This is a genomic window from Pseudomonas pergaminensis, assembly GCF_024112395.2.
In the GTDB taxonomy this organism is placed as follows: Bacteria; Pseudomonadota; Gammaproteobacteria; order Pseudomonadales; family Pseudomonadaceae; genus Aquipseudomonas; species Aquipseudomonas pergaminensis.
The window spans coordinates 5,377,062-5,397,367 of the sequence record NZ_CP078013.2; the positions used below are offsets into that span (position 1 = coordinate 5,377,062).

18 protein-coding genes are annotated in these 20,306 nt (G+C 61.1%); 7 read left to right on the plus strand and 11 right to left on the minus strand.

The annotated features are described in order from the left end of the window. Positions 1–126 precede the first annotated feature (126 nt). Positions 127–2,265, plus strand: a complete 2,139-nt coding sequence (locus KUA23_RS24465) for a methyl-accepting chemotaxis protein (protein ID WP_252994312.1) — start codon at positions 127–129, stop codon at positions 2,263–2,265. Positions 2,266–2,367: 102 nt separating this feature from the next. On the opposite strand, the gene KUA23_RS24470 is transcribed toward KUA23_RS24465, so the two are convergent. Continuing rightward, complete coding sequence (locus tag KUA23_RS24470) at positions 2,368–2,931, minus strand: NAD(P)H nitroreductase (protein WP_053135698.1); 564 nt, start codon at positions 2,929–2,931, stop codon at positions 2,368–2,370. A 139-nt stretch (positions 2,932–3,070) separates the two neighbouring features. Between KUA23_RS24470 and KUA23_RS24475 the strand changes: the two genes are divergently transcribed. The 5 genes from KUA23_RS24475 (at position 3,071) to KUA23_RS24495 (ending at position 11,059) form a co-directional block, all read left to right on the plus strand. Then, positions 3,071–4,498: a di-heme oxidoreductase family protein gene (locus KUA23_RS24475; RefSeq protein ID WP_252992990.1), complete on the plus strand. Its 1,428-nt coding sequence runs from the start codon at positions 3,071–3,073 to the stop codon at positions 4,496–4,498. A 31-nt stretch (positions 4,499–4,529) separates the two neighbouring features. Continuing rightward, a complete protein-coding gene (locus tag KUA23_RS24480; protein ID WP_078050050.1) occupies positions 4,530–5,594 on the plus strand; it encodes an imelysin family protein in 1,065 nt (354 codons plus the stop codon). Positions 5,595–5,596: 2 nt separating this feature from the next. Continuing rightward, positions 5,597–6,694 carry a DUF1513 domain-containing protein gene (locus tag KUA23_RS24485; protein WP_078050051.1) on the plus strand — a complete coding sequence of 366 codons (1,098 nt, stop codon included), beginning with the start codon at positions 5,597–5,599 and terminating at the stop codon, positions 6,692–6,694. Between the two features lie 204 nt (positions 6,695–6,898). Continuing rightward, positions 6,899–8,029, plus strand: a complete 1,131-nt coding sequence (locus tag KUA23_RS24490; protein WP_252992991.1) for an efflux RND transporter periplasmic adaptor subunit — start codon at positions 6,899–6,901, stop codon at positions 8,027–8,029. A gap of 3 nt (positions 8,030–8,032) precedes the next feature. After that, positions 8,033–11,059: a multidrug efflux RND transporter permease subunit gene (locus tag KUA23_RS24495; protein WP_252992992.1), complete on the plus strand. Its 3,027-nt coding sequence runs from the start codon at positions 8,033–8,035 to the stop codon at positions 11,057–11,059. A gap of 60 nt (positions 11,060–11,119) precedes the next feature. Here the strand turns inward: KUA23_RS24495 and KUA23_RS24500 are convergent, their stop codons facing one another. The 10 genes from KUA23_RS24500 to KUA23_RS24545 all read right to left on the minus strand — a co-directional run bounded on the left by KUA23_RS24500 (position 11,120) and on the right by KUA23_RS24545 (position 19,784). Further along, positions 11,120–11,347 (minus strand): hypothetical protein, encoded by a 228-nt coding sequence (locus KUA23_RS24500; RefSeq protein WP_078050054.1) that lies wholly within the window; start codon positions 11,345–11,347, stop codon positions 11,120–11,122. After that, positions 11,344–12,063, minus strand: coding sequence for a lipopolysaccharide kinase InaA family protein (locus KUA23_RS24505; protein WP_078050055.1), 720 nt, complete (start codon positions 12,061–12,063; stop codon positions 11,344–11,346). The genes KUA23_RS24500 and KUA23_RS24505 overlap by 4 nt, the downstream gene beginning before the upstream one ends. Positions 12,064–12,067: 4 nt before the next feature. After that, positions 12,068–12,748, minus strand: a complete 681-nt coding sequence (locus KUA23_RS24510; protein ID WP_078050056.1) for a class I SAM-dependent methyltransferase — start codon at positions 12,746–12,748, stop codon at positions 12,068–12,070. A gap of 188 nt (positions 12,749–12,936) precedes the next feature. Beyond that, positions 12,937–14,217, minus strand: a complete 1,281-nt coding sequence (locus KUA23_RS24515; protein ID WP_252992993.1) for a sensor histidine kinase — start codon at positions 14,215–14,217, stop codon at positions 12,937–12,939. Beyond that, positions 14,207–14,890, minus strand: coding sequence for a two-component system response regulator ColR (gene colR / locus KUA23_RS24520; protein WP_003175870.1), 684 nt, complete (start codon positions 14,888–14,890; stop codon positions 14,207–14,209). The genes KUA23_RS24515 and colR overlap by 11 nt, the downstream gene beginning before the upstream one ends. A 265-nt stretch (positions 14,891–15,155) precedes the next feature. Continuing rightward, positions 15,156–16,802 (minus strand): chaperonin GroEL, encoded by a 1,647-nt coding sequence (groL, locus tag KUA23_RS24525; protein WP_252992994.1) that lies wholly within the window; start codon positions 16,800–16,802, stop codon positions 15,156–15,158. Positions 16,803–16,852: 50 nt separating this feature from the next. After that, a complete protein-coding gene (locus KUA23_RS24530) occupies positions 16,853–17,149 on the minus strand; it encodes a co-chaperone GroES (protein WP_016975516.1) in 297 nt (98 codons plus the stop codon). A gap of 247 nt (positions 17,150–17,396) precedes the next feature. Next, positions 17,397–17,873: an FxsA family protein gene (locus KUA23_RS24535; RefSeq protein WP_025854816.1), complete on the minus strand. Its 477-nt coding sequence runs from the start codon at positions 17,871–17,873 to the stop codon at positions 17,397–17,399. A gap of 66 nt (positions 17,874–17,939) precedes the next feature. After that, a complete protein-coding gene (locus KUA23_RS24540) occupies positions 17,940–18,671 on the minus strand; it encodes a HugZ family pyridoxamine 5'-phosphate oxidase (RefSeq protein WP_078050059.1) in 732 nt (243 codons plus the stop codon). A gap of 105 nt (positions 18,672–18,776) precedes the next feature. Next, entirely contained in the window at positions 18,777–19,784 is a 1,008-nt protein-coding gene (locus KUA23_RS24545) for a DUF481 domain-containing protein (RefSeq protein WP_078050060.1), read from the minus strand. Between the two features lie 193 nt (positions 19,785–19,977). Between KUA23_RS24545 and KUA23_RS24550 the strand changes: the two genes are divergently transcribed. Then, the gene (locus KUA23_RS24550) at positions 19,978–20,292 is read left to right on the plus strand and encodes an MGMT family protein (RefSeq protein WP_223204549.1); all 315 of its coding nucleotides are present in this window, start codon (positions 19,978–19,980) and stop codon (positions 20,290–20,292) included. The last annotated feature ends 14 nt before the right edge of the window (positions 20,293–20,306 follow it).

Genomic DNA, 20,306 nt, shown 5'->3' on the forward strand with positions numbered 1-20,306 from the left:
GTTTTTCCTACCGCTCATCGCCTCTCTCTCATGAATTGAATCATGACGCCGATGTTTCAGACATAGCGCTGAATGGACTTGGCCTGCACTGCGTGCCTTCAAACAAGTCCATTCGTGAGTGAACCTATGTTCGACACCCTCTCCATTCGCTTGAAAATCGTGTTGCTGTCGGGCCTTTGCCTGTTGGGGGTGATCGCGCTGGTCGTCGGCATCAACCTCTACAACACCAACCAGAACGATCAACTGGTCAGCGACTCCAGCTCGCGCATGCTCACCGCCAGCGTGGAACAACTGCTGCAGGCCAAGGCCGCCGAGCAAGCGGTGCACTTGCAGAAAACCTTTGGAGACAGCCTGCTGGCCGTGACCGCCCTGGCCGATCAGATCAAGGACCTGCGCAACTTGGCCGCCCAGCGCGGACTGGAGCCTGGCGCACTGCGCGAAGCACTTAACCAGAGCCTGAAAACTGCCTTCGAACGCAACAGCAAAGTGCTGGGCATGTGGTTGTCATTCGAGCCCAATGGCCTGGACGGCAAGGACAGCGAATTCATCGACGACAAGGCTCGCGTCTCCAACGAAAAGGGGCGGTTCTCCAGCTACTGGAGCCGTGCAGGCGGCGAAGGCTTGAACACCATCATGGTCGAGGACGACCTGACCAAGACCACCCTCAACCTCAGCGGTACGCCCTACAACATCTGGTACACCTGCCCACGCGACACCCGCAACACTTGCCTGCTGGACCCATACGAAGACACCGTGGCCGGCAAACCCGTGTTGATGACCACCATCTCCCTGCCGCTGATCGTGGACGCGAAGGTCATTGGCGTGGTGGGCGTCGACATCGCCCTCAACGCCTTACAGGCCAGCACCGACGCGGCACAGAAAGACGTGTTCAATGGCGCCGCGCACCTGGAAATACTCTCCAGCACCGGTTTGATTGCCGCCTACAGTGGCGAGCCGGCCAAGGTCGGCAAGAACCTGATCGACACCCTCGGTGCCGAAGGCAAGGAAATCGTGCAACTGCTGGCGAGCGACAACCGCATGATCCGCGAGCAGAACGGCACCATTCGCGCGGTGTACCCGGTGAAGCCGATCGCCGATGCCAAATCCTGGGGCGTGGTGATCAAGCTGCCAAAAGCGGTGATGCTCGCCGACAACGTCAAACTGCAAGCGGTACTCGATGACGCTCAGGCAGCCGGCACCCTCAAGGCGCTGCTGGTGGCCGCCGCCGCCGGCTTGCTGGGCTTGCTGCTGATCTGGCTGACTGCCACGGGTGTCACCCGCCCAATCAACAGCGTGGCGGCCATGCTCAAGGACATCGCCAGCGGTGACGGCGACCTCACCCAACGCCTGGCCTATGCCAAGAAGGATGAACTGGGCGAGTTGGTGAACTGGTTCAACCGCTTCCTCGACAAACTGCAACCGACCATCGCGCAGATCAAGCAAAGCATCACTGAAGCCCGTGGCACCGCTGACCAGTCCTCCGCCATCGCCCGCCAGACCAGCGAAGGCATGCAGGTGCAGTTCCGCGAAATCGACCAGGTGGCCACCGCGTCGAACGAAATGAGCGCCACTGCCCACGACGTGGCCAACAGCGCCTCGAATGCCGCCAGCGCGGCACGCGGTGCCGATCAGTCGGCGCGTGAGGGCATGTCGATCATTGAGCAGAGCACTCGCGATATCACCTCCCTGGCCGAGGAAGTCAGCAAGGCCGTGGGCGAAGTCGAAGCCTTGGCGGTCAACAGCGAACAGATCGGTTCAGTGCTAGAAGTGATCCGCAGCATTGCCGAGCAGACCAACCTGCTGGCCCTCAACGCCGCCATTGAAGCGGCGCGCGCCGGGGAAAGTGGCCGTGGGTTTGCGGTGGTGGCCGACGAGGTGCGCAACCTGGCCAAGCGCACCCAGGATTCGGTGGAAGAGATCCGCTTGGTGATCGAACGGATCCAGAGTGGCACCCGTGGCGTGGTCGCCACCATGCACTCGAGCCAGCATCAGGCGCAGAGCAATGCGGGGCAGATCCATCAAGCCGTGCAGGCCTTGGGCAAGATCAGTGACGCGGTCACCGTGATCAGCGACATGAACCTGCAGATCGCCAGCGCCGCCGAACAACAGAGCGCCGTGGCCGAAGAGGTCAACCGCAACGTTTCGGCGATCCGCACCGTGACCGAGACCCTCACCGGCCAGGCCACCGAGTCGGCGGCCATCAGCAGCCAACTCAATGCATTGGCCAGCCAGCAAATGAAGTTGATGGATCAGTTCAGGGTCTGACAGCTTGCACAAAACCCTGTGGGAGCCGGCTTGCCGGCGATGGCAGCCTTGAAATTGATGCAACTCTCAAGGGCCTCATCGCCGGCAAGCCGGCTCCTACCATTAGAGACCAGTCCAAGCCTGGACAAACGCCGCCACATCCTCTTTAGCCGCGGTACGCGGCGGGTTCTGCGGCGTGCCCAGGTAAAGGAAGCCAATCACTTCCTCATCCGCCGTCAGCCCCAGGCCTTTGGCGACATGGGCCGAGTAGGACAATTCGCCCGTGCGCCACACCGCGCCAATCCCCTGGGCATACGCCGCCAGCAGGATGCCGTGGGCGGCGCAGGCGGCGGCCAGCAGTTGCTCGGACTTCGGCACCTTGAAATGTTCCTGCAACCGGGCAATCACCACCACCACCAACGGCGCGCGCAACGGGCCGTTCTGGGCCTTGTCGATGGCGGCTTGCGGGGCATCGGCGTCCTGCAGGCGTGCGGCTTCGGCCAGCAGCGTGCCCATTTGCTCACGGGCAGCGCCTTCAACCGTGAGGAAACGCCAAGGGCGCAGTTGGCCGTGGTCAGGCGCGCGCATGGCGGCGGCGAACAGCACGTCGCGCTGCTCCTGGGTCGGTGCCGGTTCCAGCAGACGCGGCACGGAAACACGGTTGAGCAAAGCGTCGAGAGCCTGCATTGGCCACCTCCAGAGAAAAATGTGCGGTCATTCTAGCGGGAATGAATCGGATTCGACCAAACGATAATTGCTCTTATTCATTGCGCCCCGCCCTGTTAGACTTTGCGACCTTATTTTTCGTCTTCGTCCGGGAAACTCGATGTTCCGTTCGCTTTTTCGCCTGTCCGCAGCCGTGCTGGCCTTGAGCCTGAGCGCCTGCGATGACGCGCCCAGGTTTACCAAGGCCGAGCCGGGTGAATCACGGGCGGGCGGCGCTGCGACGGTGAACAAGCGTGACCAGAACGCGTTTTCCCTGCCTTCGGCCAACCTGTCGCCCACCCGGCGCCTGGATTTCAGCGTCGGCAACAGCTTCTTCCGCAGCCCCTGGGTGATCGCGCCGTCCACCACCACGGCACGTGATGGCCTGGGCCCGCTGTTCAACACCAACGCCTGCCAGAACTGCCATATCAAGGACGGTCGCGGCCATCCGCCGCTGCCCGACGCCCCCAATGCAGTGTCGATGCTGGTGCGCCTGTCCATTCCGGATACCCCGGCCTACGCCAAGCTCATCGAACAGATCGGCGTAGTACCCGAGCCCGTCTACGGCGGGCAACTGCAAGACATGGCCGTGCCGGGCGTAGCGCCTGAAGGCAAGGTGCGCATGGATTACACACCGGTCAACGTGACGTTCAAGGACGGCACGGTGGTCGAGTTGCGCAAGCCGGACCTGCAAATCACCCAGCTCGGCTACGGCCCGATGCATCCGGATACGCGTTTTTCCGCACGCATCGCCCCGCCGATGATCGGCCTGGGCCTGCTCGAAGCCATCAGCGACGCCGATATCCTGCGCAACACCAACCCGAAGACCGCCGACAAAGAAGCCATCGTTGGCCGCGCCAATTGGGTCTGGGACGATGCCCAGCAAAAAACCGTGCTCGGGCGTTTTGGCTGGAAGGCCGGGCAACCCAACCTCAATCAACAAAATGTTCACGCGTTCTCTGGTGATATGGGCCTCACCACATCCCTGAGACCCTTTGATGACTGCACCGTTGCCCAAGTCGCCTGCAAACAGGCCCCCAACGGCAATGGCGCCGACGGCGAGCAGGAAGTCAGCGACAATATCCTGCGCCTGGTGCTGTTCTACACCCGCAACCTGGCGGTGCCGGCGCGCCGGGGCGTCAACACGCCGCAGGTGCTGGCCGGCAAAAACCTGTTCTATCAAGCCGGCTGCCAGGGTTGCCACACACCAGCGTTCACCACGGCCGCGAATGCCGCTGAACCTGAACTGGCCAACCAAGTCATCCGCCCCTACAGCGACCTGCTGTTGCACGACATGGGGCCGGGCCTGGCCGACAACCGCAGCGAATTCAAGGCCGGTGGCCGCGACTGGCGCACCCCGCCGTTGTGGGGCATTGGCCTGACGCAAACCGTGAGTGGCCACACCCAGTTCCTGCATGACGGCCGCGCCCGCAACCTGCTCGAAGCCGTGCTGTGGCACGGCGGCGAAGCACAAGCGGCGCAGCAGCATGTGTTGTCCTTTAATGCCGAGCAGCGCGCAGCGTTGCTGGCGTTCCTGAATTCTTTATAAGCTTCGCCCCAATTACAGAAGGGAGCTCGACATGTTCCGTCCCAAGTTGTTGTTCACCAGCCTGGCCGCCCTCGCCCTTGGCGCCTGCTCGCCCCAGGACCCGCAAGCGGTGACCTCGGCGGCCATCGCCAAGCAAGTGATCCTGCCGACCTACAGCCGTTGGGTTGAAGCCGACCGTCAACTGGCCGTGAGCGCCCTCGCCTACTGCCAGGGCAAAGAGAGCCTGGACACCGCCCGTGCCGACTTCCTCCACGCCCAAAAAGCCTGGGCCGAGCTGCAACCCTTGCTGATCGGCCCGTTGGCCGAAGGCAACCGTTCGTGGCAGGTGCAATTCTGGCCGGACAAAAAGAACCTGGTCGGCCGCCAGGTCGAGCAACTCGTCGCCAGCCAGCCGCAGATCGACGGTGCCGCCCTGGCCAAGTCCAGCGTGGTGGTACAAGGCCTGTCGGCCTACGAATACATCCTCTATGACGCCAAGACCGACATTGCCGACGACGCCCAAAAGGCCCGTTACTGCCCGCTGCTGGTGGCCATCGGCGACCGTCAGAAGGCCCTGGCCGAAGAGATCCTGGCCAGCTGGAACAGCACCGACGGCATGCTCGCGCAGATGACCAAGTTTCCTAACCAGCGCTACGCCGATTCTCACGAAGCCATTGCCGACCTGCTGCGCGTCCAAGTGACCGCACTGGACACCCTGAAGAAAAAGCTCGGCACGCCGATGGGCCGCCAGACCAAGGGCATCCCGCAGCCATTCCAGGCCGATGCATGGCGCAGCCAGTCGTCCCTGCAAAGCCTCGAAGCCAGCCTCGCGGCAGCCCAGACCGTGTGGGTGGGTGTGGACAACAAAGGCCTGCGTGGCCTGCTGCCGGCCGAGCAGAAGCCATTGGCTGACAAGATCGACGCTGCCTATGCCGCGTCCCTGAAACTGTTCGCCAGCAACCAGCGCACCCTCAACGAACTGTTGAACGATGACGCCGGGCGCCAGCAGCTCAACGATATCTATGACAGCCTCAACGTCGTCCACCGCCTGCACGAAGGCGAACTGGCCAAGGCGCTGGGCATCCAACTGGGCTTCAATGCCAACGACGGTGACTGATGATGCTCAGGCGACAGGCTTTGGCCGTTGGCAGCGTGCTGCTCAGTGCACTCACTCTGGGTGGCTGGACGCTGTTCAAAAGCAAGGACAAGGGCCCGCTGCTGCTGTCGGCGCGCGATGATGCGGACGGCAAGCACTACGCCGTCGGCTACCGCCTGGACGGCAAGCCGGTGTTTGCCACACAGGTCGGCCAGCGCTGCCACGACATCATCAACCACCCGACGCTGCCGATCGCGCTGTTTGTCGCCCGTCGCCCGGGCACCGAGAGTTATCTGATCGACCTGCGTGATGGCGCGCTGCTGCAAACCATCACCTCCCATGCCAATCGCCACTTCTATGGCCACGCGGTCATCCACAAGAGCGGCGATTGGCTGTACGCCACCGAAAACGACACCTCCGACCCTGGCCGTGGCCTGCTCGGCGTGTACAGGTTCGAAGGCGAGCGGCTGGTGCACAGCGGTGAGCTCTCCACCCACGGTATCGGCCCGCACCAGGTGTCGTGGATGCCCGATGGCGAAACCCTAGTGGTGGCCAACGGCGGCATTCGCACCGAAGCCGAAAGTCGCGTGGAGATGAACCTCAACGCCATGGAACCGAGCCTGGTGCTGATGCACCGCGACGGCACCTTGATCAGCAAGGAAACCCTCGGCCAGCAGATGAACAGCGTGCGCCACATGGGGATCGCCAGCGATGGCACCATCCTCACCGGGCAGCAGTTCATGGGGCCGTCCCAGGAGCGCTCCGAGTTGTTGGCGATCAAGCGTCCAGGGCAGCCGTTCGTAGCCTTCCCGGTGGCCGATGAGCAGTTGCAGGCCATGGGGCACTACACCGCCAGCGTGGCGGTGCACAGCGAACTGCGCCTGGTGGCGTTGACCGCGCCGCGGGGCAATCGCTTCTTTATCTGGGACATGGACAGCGGCGCGCTGCGCCTGGATGGGCCGCTGCCTGACTGTGCCGGTGTGGGGGCCGTCGAGGACGGCTTTGTCGTCACCTCCGGCCAGGGTCGTTGCCGCTTCTACGATTGCCGCCAGAAACAACTGGTAGCAAAACCGTTGGAATTGCCCGCAGGGCTCTGGGACAACCATCTTCACTTGATCTGACGCGATTCCCTGTAGGAGCCCGGCTTGCCGGCGATGAGGGCCTCAAGCCTTGCGGCGATGCGAAGTACGCTATCGCCAGCAAGCCGGGCGCCTACAGGTCCGTTTACCTGTCAAAAATACCGAGTGGAATACCCCCAATACTCGGAGTAATGTTCCGACAATCGTCTGTCTTCGTCTGTCCCAGTTTTTCCAAGGAATCGGAATATGCTGCGCCGTCGCATGCTGATCATGTTGGGTGTCGTCCTGTTAATCGTGCTGCTGTTGGCGGGCTATAAAGCCTTTTCCATCTATCAGCAGATTCAGGTCTTTTCCAAACCCAAGCCGCCGGTCAGTGTGGCCGTCGCGACGGCGGCCGAGCAGCCCTGGCAACTGCGCTTGCCTTCGGTGGGTACGCTCAAGGCGTTGCAAGGGGTGAACCTGAGCCTGGAGGTGGCCGGCACGGTCAAGGACGTGCAGTTCGAGTCCGGGCAGAAGGTCAAGGCCGGGCAACCGTTGGTGCAACTCGACAGCGCAGTGGAAAGCGCCCTGCTGGAAACCGCCCAGGCGGATCTGGGCCTGGCCCAGCTGGATTACGGTCGCGGCAGCCAGCTGGTGGGCAGCCAGGCCATCTCCAAAGGCGAGTTCGATCGCCTTTCCGCGCAACTGCAAAAGAACAAGGCCACGGTCAACCAGCTCAAGGCGTCGCTGGCGAAAAAGCACATCGTCGCGCCGTTCAGCGGCACCATCGGCATTCGCCAGGTGGACGTGGGTGACTACCTGGCCAGCGGCACCGTGATCGCCACCCTGCAGGACATCAGCAGCCTCTACGTCGATTTCTATATCCCCGAACACTCCGTGCCCAAGGTCGCCCTCGGGCAGGCGGTGCAGGTGGAAGTCTCGGCTTACCCTGGCGAGCAATTTCGCGGCAGCGTCAGCGCGATCAACCCCAAGGTGGAGAACAGCACGCGCAACGTGCTGGTGCGCGCCACGCTGGCCAACCCGGAGGGCAAGCTGCTGCCCGGCATGTTCACCAGCCTGGACGTGCTACTGCCCAACCCCGCCCCGCAGATCGTGGTGCCTGAAGGCGCAATTACCTACACCCTCTACGGCAACTCGGTGTACGCCGTGGCCGAGAAAAAAACCGAGAGCGGCGAAGTGGAAAAGGATGCCGATGGTAAGCCCCTGCTGATCGCCGAACGACGCTTTGTCGAAACCGGTGAACGACGCGGCGGCCTGGTACGGGTGAACAAAGGCTTGAAAGCCGGTGAGCAGGTGGTCAGCGCCGGCCAGCTAAAGCTGGACAACGGCACGCCCATTGCCATCAGCCCGGACAAAAACCTGCCGGCAGGGCACTGAGCCATGAAGTTCACCGACGTCTTTATCCGCCGACCCGTGCTGGCCATGGTGGTCAGCCTGCTGATCGTGTTGCTGGGTTTCCAGGCCTACAGCAAGCTGCCGTTGCGCCAGTACCCGAGTATGGAAAACGCCCTGATCACAGTGACCACCGCCTACCCTGGTGCCAACGCGGAGACCATCCAGGGCTATATCACCCAGCCCCTGCAGCAAAGCCTGGCCAGTGCCGAAGGCATTGACTACATGACCTCGGTGAGCCGCCAGAACTTCTCGGTGATCTCGATCTACGCGCGCATCGGCGCCAACAGTGACCGGCTGTTTACCGAGTTGCTGGCCAAGGCCAACGAGGTGAAGAACAAACTGCCGCAGGACGCCGAAGACCCGGTACTGAGCAAAGAGGCCGCCGACGCCTCGGCACTGATGTACATCAGCTTCTCCAGCGGGGAACTGAGCAACCCGCAGATCACCGACTATTTATCGCGCGTGATCCAGCCCAAGCTCGCCACCCTGCCCGGCATGGCCGAAGCGGAGATCCTCGGCAACCAGGTGTTTGCCATGCGTATCTGGCTAGACCCGGTCAAGCTCGCGGGCTTCGGCCTCAGTGCCAGCGACATCACCGACGCCGTGCGCCGCTACAACTTTCTGTCCGCCGCCGGCGAGGTGAAGGGCGAGTTCGTGGTCACCAGCATCAACGCCAACACCGACCTCAAGTCCGCCGAGGCCTTTGGCGCGATCACCGTGAAAACCGACGGCGACAGCCGTGTGCTGCTGCGGGACGTGGCACGGGTGGAAATGGGCGCGGAAAACTACAACGCGATCAGCTCGTTTGGCGGCACCCCGTCGGTGTACATCGGCATCAAGGCCACGCCCAGCGCCAACCCGCTGGATGTAATCAAGGAAGTGCGCAAGATCATGCCGGAGCTGGAATCCCAGCTGCCGCCCAACCTCAAGGCAGAAATCGCCTACGACGCCACGCTGTTTATCCAGGCCTCCATCAACGAGGTGGTCAAGACCCTGTTTGAAGCGGTGCTGATCGTGATCGTCGTGGTGTTCCTGTTCCTCGGCGCCCTGCGTTCGGTGGTGATCCCGGTGATCACTATCCCGCTGTCGATGATCGGCGTGCTGTTCTTCATGCAGTTGATGGGCTACTCGATCAACCTGCTGACCCTGCTGGCGATGGTCCTGGCCATTGGCCTGGTGGTGGACGACGCCATCGTGGTGGTGGAAAACATCCACCGGCATATCGAGGAAGGCAAGACGCCCCTGGACGCAGCGCTGGAAGGCGCGCGGGAGATCGCCTTGCCGGTGGTGTCGATGACCATCACCCTGGCGGCGGTGTATGCGCCGATTGGTTTTCTCGAAGGGCTTACCGGCGCCTTGTTCAAGGAGTTCGCGCTGACACTGGCCGGGGCGGTGATCATCTCCGGGATCGTCGCCCTGACGCTGTCGCCGATGATGTGCGCGCTGTTGTTGCGTCACGATGAAAACCCTTCGGGCCTGTCTCACCGTCTCGACCGGATTTTCGACGGCCTCAAGCGCCGCTACCAACGCATGCTGCACGGCACCCTGAACACCCGGCCGGTGGTGATCGTGTTTGCGTTGATTGTGCTGTGCCTGATCCCGCTGTTCCTCAAGTTCACCCAGTCGCAACTGGCACCGGACGAAGACCAGGGCATCATTTTCATGATGGCCAGTGCGCCGCAGCCGACCAACCTCGACTACCTCAACACCTACACCGACGAATTCATCCAGATCTTCAAAGAGTTTCCGGAGTACTACTCGTCGTTCCAGATCAATGGCTTCAACGGGGTGCAGTCGGGCATCGGCGGTTTCCTGCTCAAGCCGTGGAACGAGCGCGACCGCACGCAGATGCAAATCCTGCCCGAGGTGCAAAAGCGCCTGGAGCAGATACCCGGCCTGCAAGTGTTCGGCTTCAACCTGCCCTCCTTGCCCGGCACGGGTGAAGGCTTGCCGTTCGGTTTCGTCATCAACACGGCCAACGATTATGAGTCGTTGCTCGAGGTGGCCAACCGCGTGAAAAAACGCGCGATGGAGTCGGGCAAGTTTGCCTTTGTGGACATCGACCTGGCGTTCGACAAACCTGAAGTGGTGGTGGATATCGACCGCGCCAAGGCGGCGCAGATGGGTGTGTCGATGCAGGACCTCGGCGGCACCCTGGCCACCTTGCTGGCGGAGGCGGAAATCAACCGGTTCACCCTGGACGGGCGCAGTTACAAGGTGATCGCCCAGATCGAACGTGCTTACCGCGACAACCCCGAATGGCTGAACAACTACTACGTAAAAAACGCCAAGGCTGAGCTGTTGCCACTCTCCACGCTGATCACCGTCACGGACCGCGCCCGCCCTCGGCAGTTGAACCAGTTCCAGCAACTCAACTCGGCGCTGATCTCGGGCTTCCCTATTGTCAGCATGGGCGAAGCCATCGACACGGTGCGCCAGATTGCCATTGAAGAAACCCCGCCCGGCTATGCATTCGACTACAGCGGCGCGTCCCGGCAATTCATCCAGGAAGGCACGGCGTTGTGGGTTACCTTTGGCCTGGCCCTGGCGATCATCTTTTTGGTGCTGGCGGCGCAGTTCGAAAGCTTCCGTGACCCGCTGGTAATCCTGGTGACGGTGCCATTGTCGATCTGTGGGGCGCTGATTCCGCTGTTCCTGGGTTGGTCGAGCATGAACATCTACACCCAGGTCGGTTTGGTCACGCTGATCGGCTTGATCAGCAAGCACGGGATCCTGATCGTGGAGTTCGCCAACCAACTGCGCAAGGACAAGGGCCTGACGCCCCGCCAGGCAGTCGAAGAAGCCGCCGCAATTCGCCTAAGGCCAGTGCTGATGACCACTGCGGCGATGGTGTTCGGCATGGTGCCGCTGATTTTCGCCACGGGCGCCGGCGCGGTCAGTCGGTTCGATATCGGAATGGTGATTGCGACGGGGATGTCGATCGGCACGCTGTTCACGTTGTTTGTGTTGCCGTGCGTCTACACCTTACTGGCCAAGCCGGACAAGGCCTGACACGCAGGCAAAAAAAAGGGCCTCGCATCGCAAGACCCTTTTCCGGGGGGTTGAATCGTTTCAACTCTGCGGCCTCATGCCTTGAGACATGCCAAACATGAACAGCAACAGTTCATGATCAGGCTTGACCGCAGTGCTCGCCTTGGCAACGCGCGGCAACAGGCATTGCCCGCCACCCTGCGTTGCACTGAGCACCTGTGTGCGAGGCTGTTCCCAGGCCGCCAGCGCCATGGCTGCAACGCCCAACGCCCCGACCAAGAACAGACCTCGTGCTATTTCTAGCTTCATCTGGTTAAACCCTTGATAGCGCTGCCAAACGCCGTCTCGTAAAAGTAGCTGAGTTTCGCCCAGTCGGTAGCGTTCCACGACGAATGGCGACGCAGTTGCAGCATGTCATGGGAGGCGGCCCGATAAGCGGTCAAGCGCTGGCGGCATTTCTCGAAATCCAGCAGTGCCACTTCAACGTTGGCGGCGTCACCTTCGCCCGTCACCCGCACGAAAATATGCTTGATATACAGGCAACCGTGTTGCCAGCGCCCGCGGTGCATGCGCGCCAGGGTGCCGGCCAGTTCCTTGAGCACGCGCTCATGCACAAGCTCGCCGTACTGCTCACGGCCACCGGCGGCGTACCAGTTTTCGATTTCGTCAAAGCCATCCAGGGCGGCGGTCACCAACAGTGCCTGCCAGCGCTGCTCGGAGTCGCGGCGCGCCTCGCAGAAGACCATCTCCGGCACGCGTACATCCAACAGGCGCAGGCCCTTGATCGCGTCCCGCTCGCGCAGCACAGTGGGGCGGCCCAACGGGTGCAGCCAGCTGCGGTAGATATGCCCGGTCTGGCGCTTGGCGTAGAGCAAGCGTCCATTGGTGCCCATCACGCGCTGCACGCCGCTTTCACCACCACGCCGACGGTTAGGCTCTTCGACCCACTCGCCCTGCTGGCGCCAGAAATAATCAAAACGTTCCTCGGGCGCTACATGACTGCCTGCTACGCACTCAACTGCCATCCTGTTACCTCTTGCGTAATACGTACACTCGCCACATGGCATAGAGCGGAATGAAGTCCAGGGACTCCTGAACTCGAAAACCGGCTTCCTCGAACTCGGCTTCAACAGTAGCAGCCGGTAACACAAATCTATTTTGGTAACCTTCCTGCTCACCCTTCTTGCGACGCTGACCTTCGAGACGCTTGCGTTTCCAGGCTTTGAAGTTGCCATCGACCCACAATGAAACGATCACGCTGTCTCGAGTAACACGCTGAAACTCCCGCAATATCGCCAGCCGGTGCGCCGGATCACCAATGTGGTGCAACAAGCGCATGCAGAAAATGCTGTCGACCGCGTTATCTGGCAAATCGATATCAAAGGCAGATGTTTGCAAAGGCCGTACCCGTTTCACCACATCGGCGGGCTGGGCGACGGTTGCCACCTTTAACATCGACGCCGAATTATCGGCACCGATGATCACGCGGTTGGGCTTTTCGGCCAGCAACGGCCAGAAACGCCCGGCGCCACACGGCAAGTCCAGCACCAGGCCAGGCTCACCGGCCATCGCCAACGCGCCACGGGCCAATTGCTCGTCGCGTTTGTGGGACAGCCGGCGAGCGAGATTGTCCTGATGCTTGAGCAAATATTCGTGGGCGTGTTCGTCGTCGTACTTTTCGGAAAATTCGAGTTTGATCGGGGTAGACATCAACGGATCTCCAGTTGCTGATGCCTACAACCTTAGGCATCGCGCTGTGATCAACTGGTCAACCCGTTGTGAAAAACTTGTCCTGTCCAATCTCATACATTTCAAGACTTTACAGAGACAAGCAATGGCATGGGGCCATCTTCGCCGAATAGCGGTGATCTCTGGCAGGATAGCGGTAGGGGGTGGAGTCAGGCGTTGACCTGACTCAATTGCACATGAAAGCGGCAGCCATTGGGGTCCATGGTGCTGAGGCTCACGCTCCAGCCCTGGTTTTCGCAGATGCGCTGGACCAGCGACAACCCCAGGCCCAGGCCCTCGCCCCGCTTCTCGTTGCCGCGCACAAACGGCTCGAACATCGCTTCGCGCTTGTCCTCGGGGATGCCCACACCAGTGTCTTCCACCACAAAACCGCTCGGCTCCAACGTCAGGCGAATAAAGCCCTGCTCGGTGTAATGCAGCGCATTGCGCAACAGGTTGCCCATCACCGCATGCAGGAACGTGGCGTTATAGCGGGTGTCCAGCGGGCTGCCCGGCTGGTAGATCAGCTCCAGGCCCTTGCGCTCGACAGGGTCGCGCCAGATACCGAGCAGGTCGTCAGCCACTTGCTCCAGGCTGACCTGGGGCGACATGGTGCTCTCGTCATGTTCGGCACGGGCCAGCATCAGGAAGGTCTGCACCAGCTCGCGCATTTCTTCACAAGCACGGGCAATGCGCTCGACCTGGTTGCGCCCACGCTGATCGATGGCCGGGTTTTCCAGCAGCAATTCGCAGGAGCTGGCCAGCACCATCAACGGCGTGCGCAATTCGTGGCTTACGTCACTGGTAAACAATTGCTCGCGAGACAGCGCCTGACGCAAGCGCCCCAGCGTGGCATCGAAGGCCACTGCCAGCTCACCCACTTCGTCGGCCGCGTAGTCCGGCGCCAGCGGCGGTGCCAGGCCCAGCAGTTGGTCACGATGACGGACCTGGCGCGCCAGGCGTACAACCGGTGCCATCACCTTGCGCGCCAGGACCCAACCGAGGAACACCGCCAGCGCCAGACTCAGCACGAAGCCCACCAGCACCACGGCAAACAGCACGCGCTCGCGCTCTTCGAAATCGCTTTGATCCTGCAGCAGCACATAGCGCCGACCGTCGACCACTTCGACCATGGCGTGGTACGACAGCGACTCGCGGAAGACTTCATGGAAGCCGGGCTCAAGGTGTCGCAAATCCTTGGGCAACTCGAAGTCGCCAGGCCCGCCACTGAAGTAAAACAGCTGATCCGGCTCGGGCCGGTGCCGCCAGTCCTCGACGGTGTCCATCAGCAGCAGGCGTTGCAAGTCGCCGCCCAGGCCCGCCGAGATCAACTTCTCTTCCACCAGGTGCACGGTCGCAACGATGCCCATGGCAAAGGCGCCCGCCACCAACGCACTCATCAAGGCAAAGGCGATGATGATCCGTTGGGCAAGGCTTTGCTTAAACTCCATCTCGACCCTCGGCCAAGCGATAACCAACGCCGTGCACCGTTTGCAGCAACGGCTTGGCGAACGGCTTATCGATCACTTGGCGCAATTGGTGAACGTGGCTGCGCAGGCTGTCGCTGTCCGGGCAGTCATCGCCCCACAGGGCTTCTTCGAGAATTTCGCGGCGCAGCACGTGCGGGCTCTTCTGCATCAGCACCGCCAGCAGTTTCAAGCCAACCGGGTTGAGCTTGAGCAGGCGCCCTTCGCGGGTCACTTCCAGGGTGTCGAGGTCGTAGCTCAGGTCACCCACCTGCAGGGCGCGGCGTCCGCCACCCTGGGCTCGGCGCAGCACGGCTTCGATGCGCGCGGCCAGTTCCGACAGGGCAAACGGTTTGAGCAGGTAGTCATCGGCGCCGGACTTGAAGCCCTGCAACCGGTCATCCAGTTGATCGCGGGCGGTGAGCATGATCACCGGTGTGTCGCGGCGTGCATCTTCGCGCAGGCGTTTGCACAGGGTGTAGCCGTCGATGCCGGGCAGCATGATGTCGAGCACGATCAAGTCGTAATGCTCGGTGGCGGCCAAGTGCAGGCCTGATAAACCGTCCTGCGCACAGTCGACGGTATAGCCCTTTAGCCCCAGGTAATCGGCCAGGTTGGCCAGAATATCGCGGTTGTCTTCAACCAATAGAATTCGCATGGGCAGTGTCTCCGTACGCGGTAACGGCCGTGTTGGCTCGCGCAGCTTAAGGCCAAGTGTGGCTTACGACTAGGGCAGCGGCACGACTCTATAAGTTTTTTCAACCCATTGGTTCCCTTCACGAGTTTTTCACTATCGCTTCACTCGGAGCCCACAGAAAGGCTGGCAGAATGATGCACCCTCACGCCTGGCGAAACCCAGGCATAAAAAAGCCCCGCCGGCATCACTGCCGGCGGGGCTTTTTCAGTACGGGGGTAAGGCTGGCTTACATCATGCCGCCCATGCCACCCATGCCGCCCATGTCTGGCATATCGCCGCCAGCCGAGCCTTCAGGCTTAGGCTTGTCAGCGATAGCAGCTTCGGTGGTCAGGATCAGGCCACCGATGGAGGCTGCAGCTTGCAGCGCGGAACGAGTCACCTTGGTAGGGTCCAGGATGCCCATTTCGATCATGTCGCCGTAGACGCCAGTCGCAGCGTTGTAACCGTAGTTACCTTTGCCGTTCTTGACTTCGTTGACCACAACGCTTGGCTCGTCGCCGGAGTTGGCAGCGATCTGGCGCAGTGGTGCTTCAACAGCGCGACGCAGTACGGCAATACCGACGTTCTGGTCAGCGTTGTCGCCGGTCAGGTTGGCCAGGGCTTCCAGAGCACGGATCAGCGCAACGCCACCGCCAGGTACCACGCCTTCTTCGACGGCTGCGCGGGTTGCGTGCAGGGCGTCTTCAACGCGGGCTTTCTTCTCTTTCATTTCAACTTCGGAACCGGCGCCAACCTTGATCACTGCAACGCCGCCGGACAGCTTGGCCAGGCGCTCTTGCAGTTTTTCACGGTCGTAGTCGGACGAAGTTTCGGCAACCTGGGCACGGATCTGAGTGATACGAGCCTGGATGTCCTGCTCTACGCCAGCACCGTCAACGATGATGGTGTTTTCTTTGGAGATGGTCACGCGCTTGGCACTGCCCAGGTTTTCCAGGGTAGCGCTTTCCAGGCTCAGGCCGATCTCTTCGGAGATAACGGTACCGCCGGTCAGAACGGCGATGTCCTGCAGCATGGCCTTGCGACGGTCGCCGAAGCCTGGCGCCTTGACGGCTGCGACTTTGACGATGCCACGCATGTTGTTCACAACCAGAGTCGCCAGGGCTTCGCCTTCAACGTCTTCGGAAACGATCAGCAGTGGGCGTCCGGCTTTCGCAACGGCTTCCAGCACTGGCAGCATTTCGCGGATGTTCGAGATCTTTTTGTCGACCAGCAGGATCAGCGGGCTGTCCAGCTCGGCAACCATGGTTTCTGGCTTGTTGACGAAGTACGGGGACAGGTAGCCACGGTCGAACTGCATGCCTTCTACAACCGACAGTTCGTTTTCCAGGCCAGTGCCTTCTTCAACGGTGATCACGCCTTCTTTACCGACTTTTTCCATGGCTTCGGCAATGATGTCGCCGATGGAGCTGTCGGAGTTGGCAGAGATGGTACCTACCTGGGCGATAGCCTTGGTGTCAGCGCATGGCTTGGACAGGTTTTTCAGCTCGGCGACGATGGCGATGGTTGCCTTGTCGATGCCGCGCTTGAGGTCCATTGGGTTCATGCCGGCAGCGACGGCTTTGTAGCCTTCGTTGACGATGGCCTGAGCCAGAACGGTAGCGGTGGTGGTGCCGTCGCCTGCGTCATCGTTGGCACGGGAGGCAACGTCTTTGACCAGCTGCGCGCCCATGTTCTCGAAACGGTCTTCCAGTTCGATTTCTTTGGCTACGGAAACGCCGTCCTTGGTGATGGTCGGAGCGCCGAAGCTCTTCTCGATGATCACGTTACGGCCTTTCGGGCCCAGGGTCGCTTTTACTGCGTCAGCCAGGATGTTGACACCGGTGAGCATTTTCTTGCGGGCGGAATCGCCGAATTTAACTTCTTTAGCAGCCATGATCGATAATCCTTAAATACTTTGGAGTAACGGGAAAATGAGCGGGGAAATTACGCTTCCAGTACGGCGAGAATCTCGTTCTCAGCCATGACCAGCAGGTCTTCGCCGTCAACTTTCACAGTGTTGCTGCCGGAGTAAGGGCCGAATACAACCTTGTCACCGACTTTAACGGCCAGAGCACGCACTTCACCGTTTTCCAGGGTTTTGCCTGGGCCAGCAGCGACGATCACACCGTGGTTGGCTTTCTCGGCAGCCGAACCTGGCAGAACGATCCCGCCGGCGGTTTTCTTTTCTTCTTCGCTGCGACGGATTACGACGCGGTCGTGCAGAGGACGAAGCTTGCTCATTGTCGATCTCTCCTAATTGTGTTTTTCATCGGCCGGTGTCTGTACCGGCGGGTTGTAGTCCGGCTGTGCCGGTCGCGCCTCGCCAAGCAAGACGCGGAAGTCTGTCTGGTGTCGCCACCAGAAACCTTGCGGTGACCGTTACATAAGGGCGCATAAGCTTATTACAAGGGGCCGGGGATGAAATTTTTTGCGTCTGCCGGCCCGTAAATGCAACACGGCACCCGAAGGTGCCGTGCCAGTGAAGCGGTTACTTGCTGTCGCGGTGTTCGAACTCGCCTTCGATCACATCACCTTCACGCCCCAGCGGCTGGCGCGGGGCGGGGCCGCCACGGGGTTGCAGGTCGTCGGCGAACGCACGCTGACGGATGGCAGCCTCTTCGGCACGCTGGCGCATCTTGCCCGCCAACAGCTTGCGGGTGACGGGGAGCAACATGACCAGGCCAACCACGTCGCTGATAAAGCCAGGCAGGATCAATAAGCCACCGGCCAGGGCCATCATCAGGCCTTCAAGCATGGTCTGGGCAGGCAGTTCGCCGCGGTTCAGGCTTTCACGGGCACGCAGCGCCGTGGCCAGGCCGGCGACGCGCAGCACCAAAACGCCGAGCATCGAGCCGAGAATGATCAGCAACAGGGCTGGGAAAAACCCGATCGCACCGCTGACTTGAACGAATACGAACAGCTCCAACACCGGGAATAGCAGAAAGAGCAACAAAAAAGGGCGCATCAAATGGTTCCTCAACGCAAGAATGCCTTGCCAGTCCACCTTAGATGACGTCGCCATTTCGTGAATTCAAGCGTCGGCGGCCTCTTTTTTCGGCCAGACCTCGGCGTGGGCCAATGAAACCAAGGCTTCGCGCACTTGTGTCGGCGTGTTGCAAGACGCTGCAAACGGCAACCAATGCAGCGACTGGCCAATGCGCAGGTGCATGCCTTCACTGTCGATACCCGCCAACTGCGCAGGCTCGAAGGTTGGCAAGCCGGTCAGCGCGACGTAATGGGCAATGGCCTTGGTGTGATCGCTGTTCATGTGTTCGATCATGCTGCGTTCCGTCTTGCCCGCGAACGGGTTGGCCAAGGTCAATTGGTCGACCCAGTGAATCGCGCCAAAGCCGCCGATGTAACGGTGACGCACGGGCTTGAGCACCCAGAAGTCGAAGTCGTGGGCCTTGTGGTAGTTGGCAGAATCGGGGAAGTAGCGGTAATAACGCTCGGCGGCCGCCTCGATGGCAGCGCCCTCCTCCAGTTTTTCGGCTTCGGCCAGGTAGGTCAGGCGCCCGACGGCCTGCACGTCGTCGGCCTCGCGCTCACCCACCAGCAGCGAGCACTTGGGGTCTTTCTGCAGGTTATGGGTGTGCTGGGCGATACGGCTGATCAGGATCAACGGGCGACCCTGCTCGTCGAGGCAATACGGCACGACCGACCCGAACGGAAAGCCGGGCATGGCTTTGGACAGTGTGGAGAGAGCCCCACGGTATTCCTTGAGCAACAGCTCTCGGGCGTTCTTGGCAACCTGTGCGCTCAACGTATGACTCCTCGGATAATCAGCCGCCCATGGCCTATGGGAATGGATCTCAACGCAAGGTAATCACATCCGCAAAGGTTGCCAAGCAGGTTTTGTACGCCCGTGTTACCAGGCCACGCCGAAGCCTGCGGTGTAGCGGGTCTTGCTCAGGCTGCTGTCGGAGTCGCCGCTGATAACGTCGCGCTCGGCCTTGAGGTTGAGGGACGCCCACTCGGTGACTTTGTAGCGCAGGCCCATTTCGGCATCCAGGGAGTACTCCGCCGGACCGTCGATGGGCTTGCCCACTTCGCCGTTGGTGAAGAATTCGACGGTCTTGCCCACCAGGTAGCGGTTGTAGTTCCACTTCATGGCCAGAGAATAGAAGTTGTCCTTGCCGCCATCGGCGTATTCGTAGTCAGTGCGGTTGACCAGCGAGCCCAGGGAGAACGCGCCCAGCTCATCGTCCCAGAACTGATAGCCCGGGCCGGTACCGACGGTGCGCTGCCGGGAGAGGTCTTCAACCTTGTCGCGCTTGTAGGTCAAGCGCCCCTGCCAGAACCAATGCTCGGTCAGGAAGCGGTCGAGGTCATATTCCAACGCCCAGTTGTCGGTGGTGGTGACATCGTCCTGGAACTCGCGGTTGTACTCGCCCTGGCCGGTATGGCGCCATTGGCCATGACGCGCCGTGGTCTTGAAGTCGATGTCGTAGTCGTTGGTGTCCTTGTCGGCGCGCTTATAGTCCAGCGCCATGTCCACATTACCTTTCCACACCAGGTCTTCGATCACAGGCTTGGGCTTGATGATCTGCTGGATGCTGGCCAGGTCGACGGTCTTGGGCGCTTCGCCATTGGCCAGCACCACCTTGCCGTCATCTGCCGCTTTGAGGGACTTGGCCTTCTCGCCGATGTAAGCGTCTTGCTTAACCAGCAGTTCCTGGTCGCTTTCCAGGGTTTTCACCTGTTTCCAGTCCACAGGGATGGCGCCGGCATAATCGGTCTGGATCAGCAGCTTGCCACCGTCGAAGACCTTGATCTTGCCGGTCAGGCGATCACCGTTTTTCAACCAGACGGTATCGGCCAGCAAGGGCGTGGAGGCGCTGAAAACAGCGAGGCACAGCAGGGTTCTGGACAACATAAGCGGATTAGGAGCTCAAGGTTGGCGAAAAGGGGCGATTATCGTGTTAGATAGCTAGGACTGACTCAAGGATTAATGTTGAGTTCAATTCTCACTGGCATGTTTACAGACGTTTCTTACAGAAAGACCGACATTTTAAACGGATCGACCCACCGTGAACCCATCCGCCGAAACCCCGCAAACCCCTGCCGAAATGCGCCGTACTGCGCTGTACCTGACCTTGGCGCAAGTGCCCGAAGGCTGCGTGGTCAGCTACGGCGAGCTGGCCCAACTGGCAGGCCTCGGGCGCGCCGCGCGCTGGGTGGGACGCACGTTGAGCCAGCTTCCCGAAGACACCCGGTTGCCCTGGCACCGTGTGTTGGGTGCCGGTGGTCGGATAAGTCTGCCGGTGGGCAGTGCCTCGGGTGACGAACAACGCGCGCGTTTGCGCGACGAAGGCGTCACTGTCCGCAACAATCGCGTGGATATTCAGCGCCATGGCTGGCGCCCGGTAGAGCACAGCGGTTAGAGTGCGCGCTTTGT

Bases quoted from the DNA above. Each gene is read 5' to 3' on its own strand.
- KUA23_RS24465 (WP_252994312.1), top strand. From the start codon at position 127: ATGTTCGACACCCTCTCCATTCGCTTGAAAATCGTGTTGCTGTCGGGC.
- KUA23_RS24470 (WP_053135698.1), bottom strand. From the start codon at position 2,931: ATGCAGGCTCTCGACGCTTTGCTCAACCGTGTTTCCGTGCCGCGTCTG.
- KUA23_RS24475 (WP_252992990.1), top strand. From the start codon at position 3,071: ATGTTCCGTTCGCTTTTTCGCCTGTCCGCAGCCGTGCTGGCCTTGAGC.
- KUA23_RS24480 (WP_078050050.1), top strand. From the start codon at position 4,530: ATGTTCCGTCCCAAGTTGTTGTTCACCAGCCTGGCCGCCCTCGCCCTT.
- KUA23_RS24485 (WP_078050051.1), top strand. From the start codon at position 5,597: ATGCTCAGGCGACAGGCTTTGGCCGTTGGCAGCGTGCTGCTCAGTGCA.
- KUA23_RS24490 (WP_252992991.1), top strand. From the start codon at position 6,899: ATGCTGCGCCGTCGCATGCTGATCATGTTGGGTGTCGTCCTGTTAATC.
- KUA23_RS24495 (WP_252992992.1), top strand. From the start codon at position 8,033: ATGAAGTTCACCGACGTCTTTATCCGCCGACCCGTGCTGGCCATGGTG.
- KUA23_RS24500 (WP_078050054.1), bottom strand. From the start codon at position 11,347: ATGAAGCTAGAAATAGCACGAGGTCTGTTCTTGGTCGGGGCGTTGGGC.
- KUA23_RS24505 (WP_078050055.1), bottom strand. From the start codon at position 12,063: ATGGCAGTTGAGTGCGTAGCAGGCAGTCATGTAGCGCCCGAGGAACGT.
- KUA23_RS24510 (WP_078050056.1), bottom strand. From the start codon at position 12,748: ATGTCTACCCCGATCAAACTCGAATTTTCCGAAAAGTACGACGACGAA.
- KUA23_RS24515 (WP_252992993.1), bottom strand. From the start codon at position 14,217: ATGGAGTTTAAGCAAAGCCTTGCCCAACGGATCATCATCGCCTTTGCC.
- colR (WP_003175870.1), bottom strand. From the start codon at position 14,890: ATGCGAATTCTATTGGTTGAAGACAACCGCGATATTCTGGCCAACCTG.
- groL (WP_252992994.1), bottom strand. From the start codon at position 16,802: ATGGCTGCTAAAGAAGTTAAATTCGGCGATTCCGCCCGCAAGAAAATG.
- KUA23_RS24530 (WP_016975516.1), bottom strand. From the start codon at position 17,149: ATGAGCAAGCTTCGTCCTCTGCACGACCGCGTCGTAATCCGTCGCAGC.
- KUA23_RS24535 (WP_025854816.1), bottom strand. From the start codon at position 17,873: ATGCGCCCTTTTTTGTTGCTCTTTCTGCTATTCCCGGTGTTGGAGCTG.
- KUA23_RS24545 (WP_078050060.1), bottom strand. From the start codon at position 19,784: ATGTTGTCCAGAACCCTGCTGTGCCTCGCTGTTTTCAGCGCCTCCACG.
- KUA23_RS24550 (WP_223204549.1), top strand. From the start codon at position 19,978: ATGCGCCGTACTGCGCTGTACCTGACCTTGGCGCAAGTGCCCGAAGGC.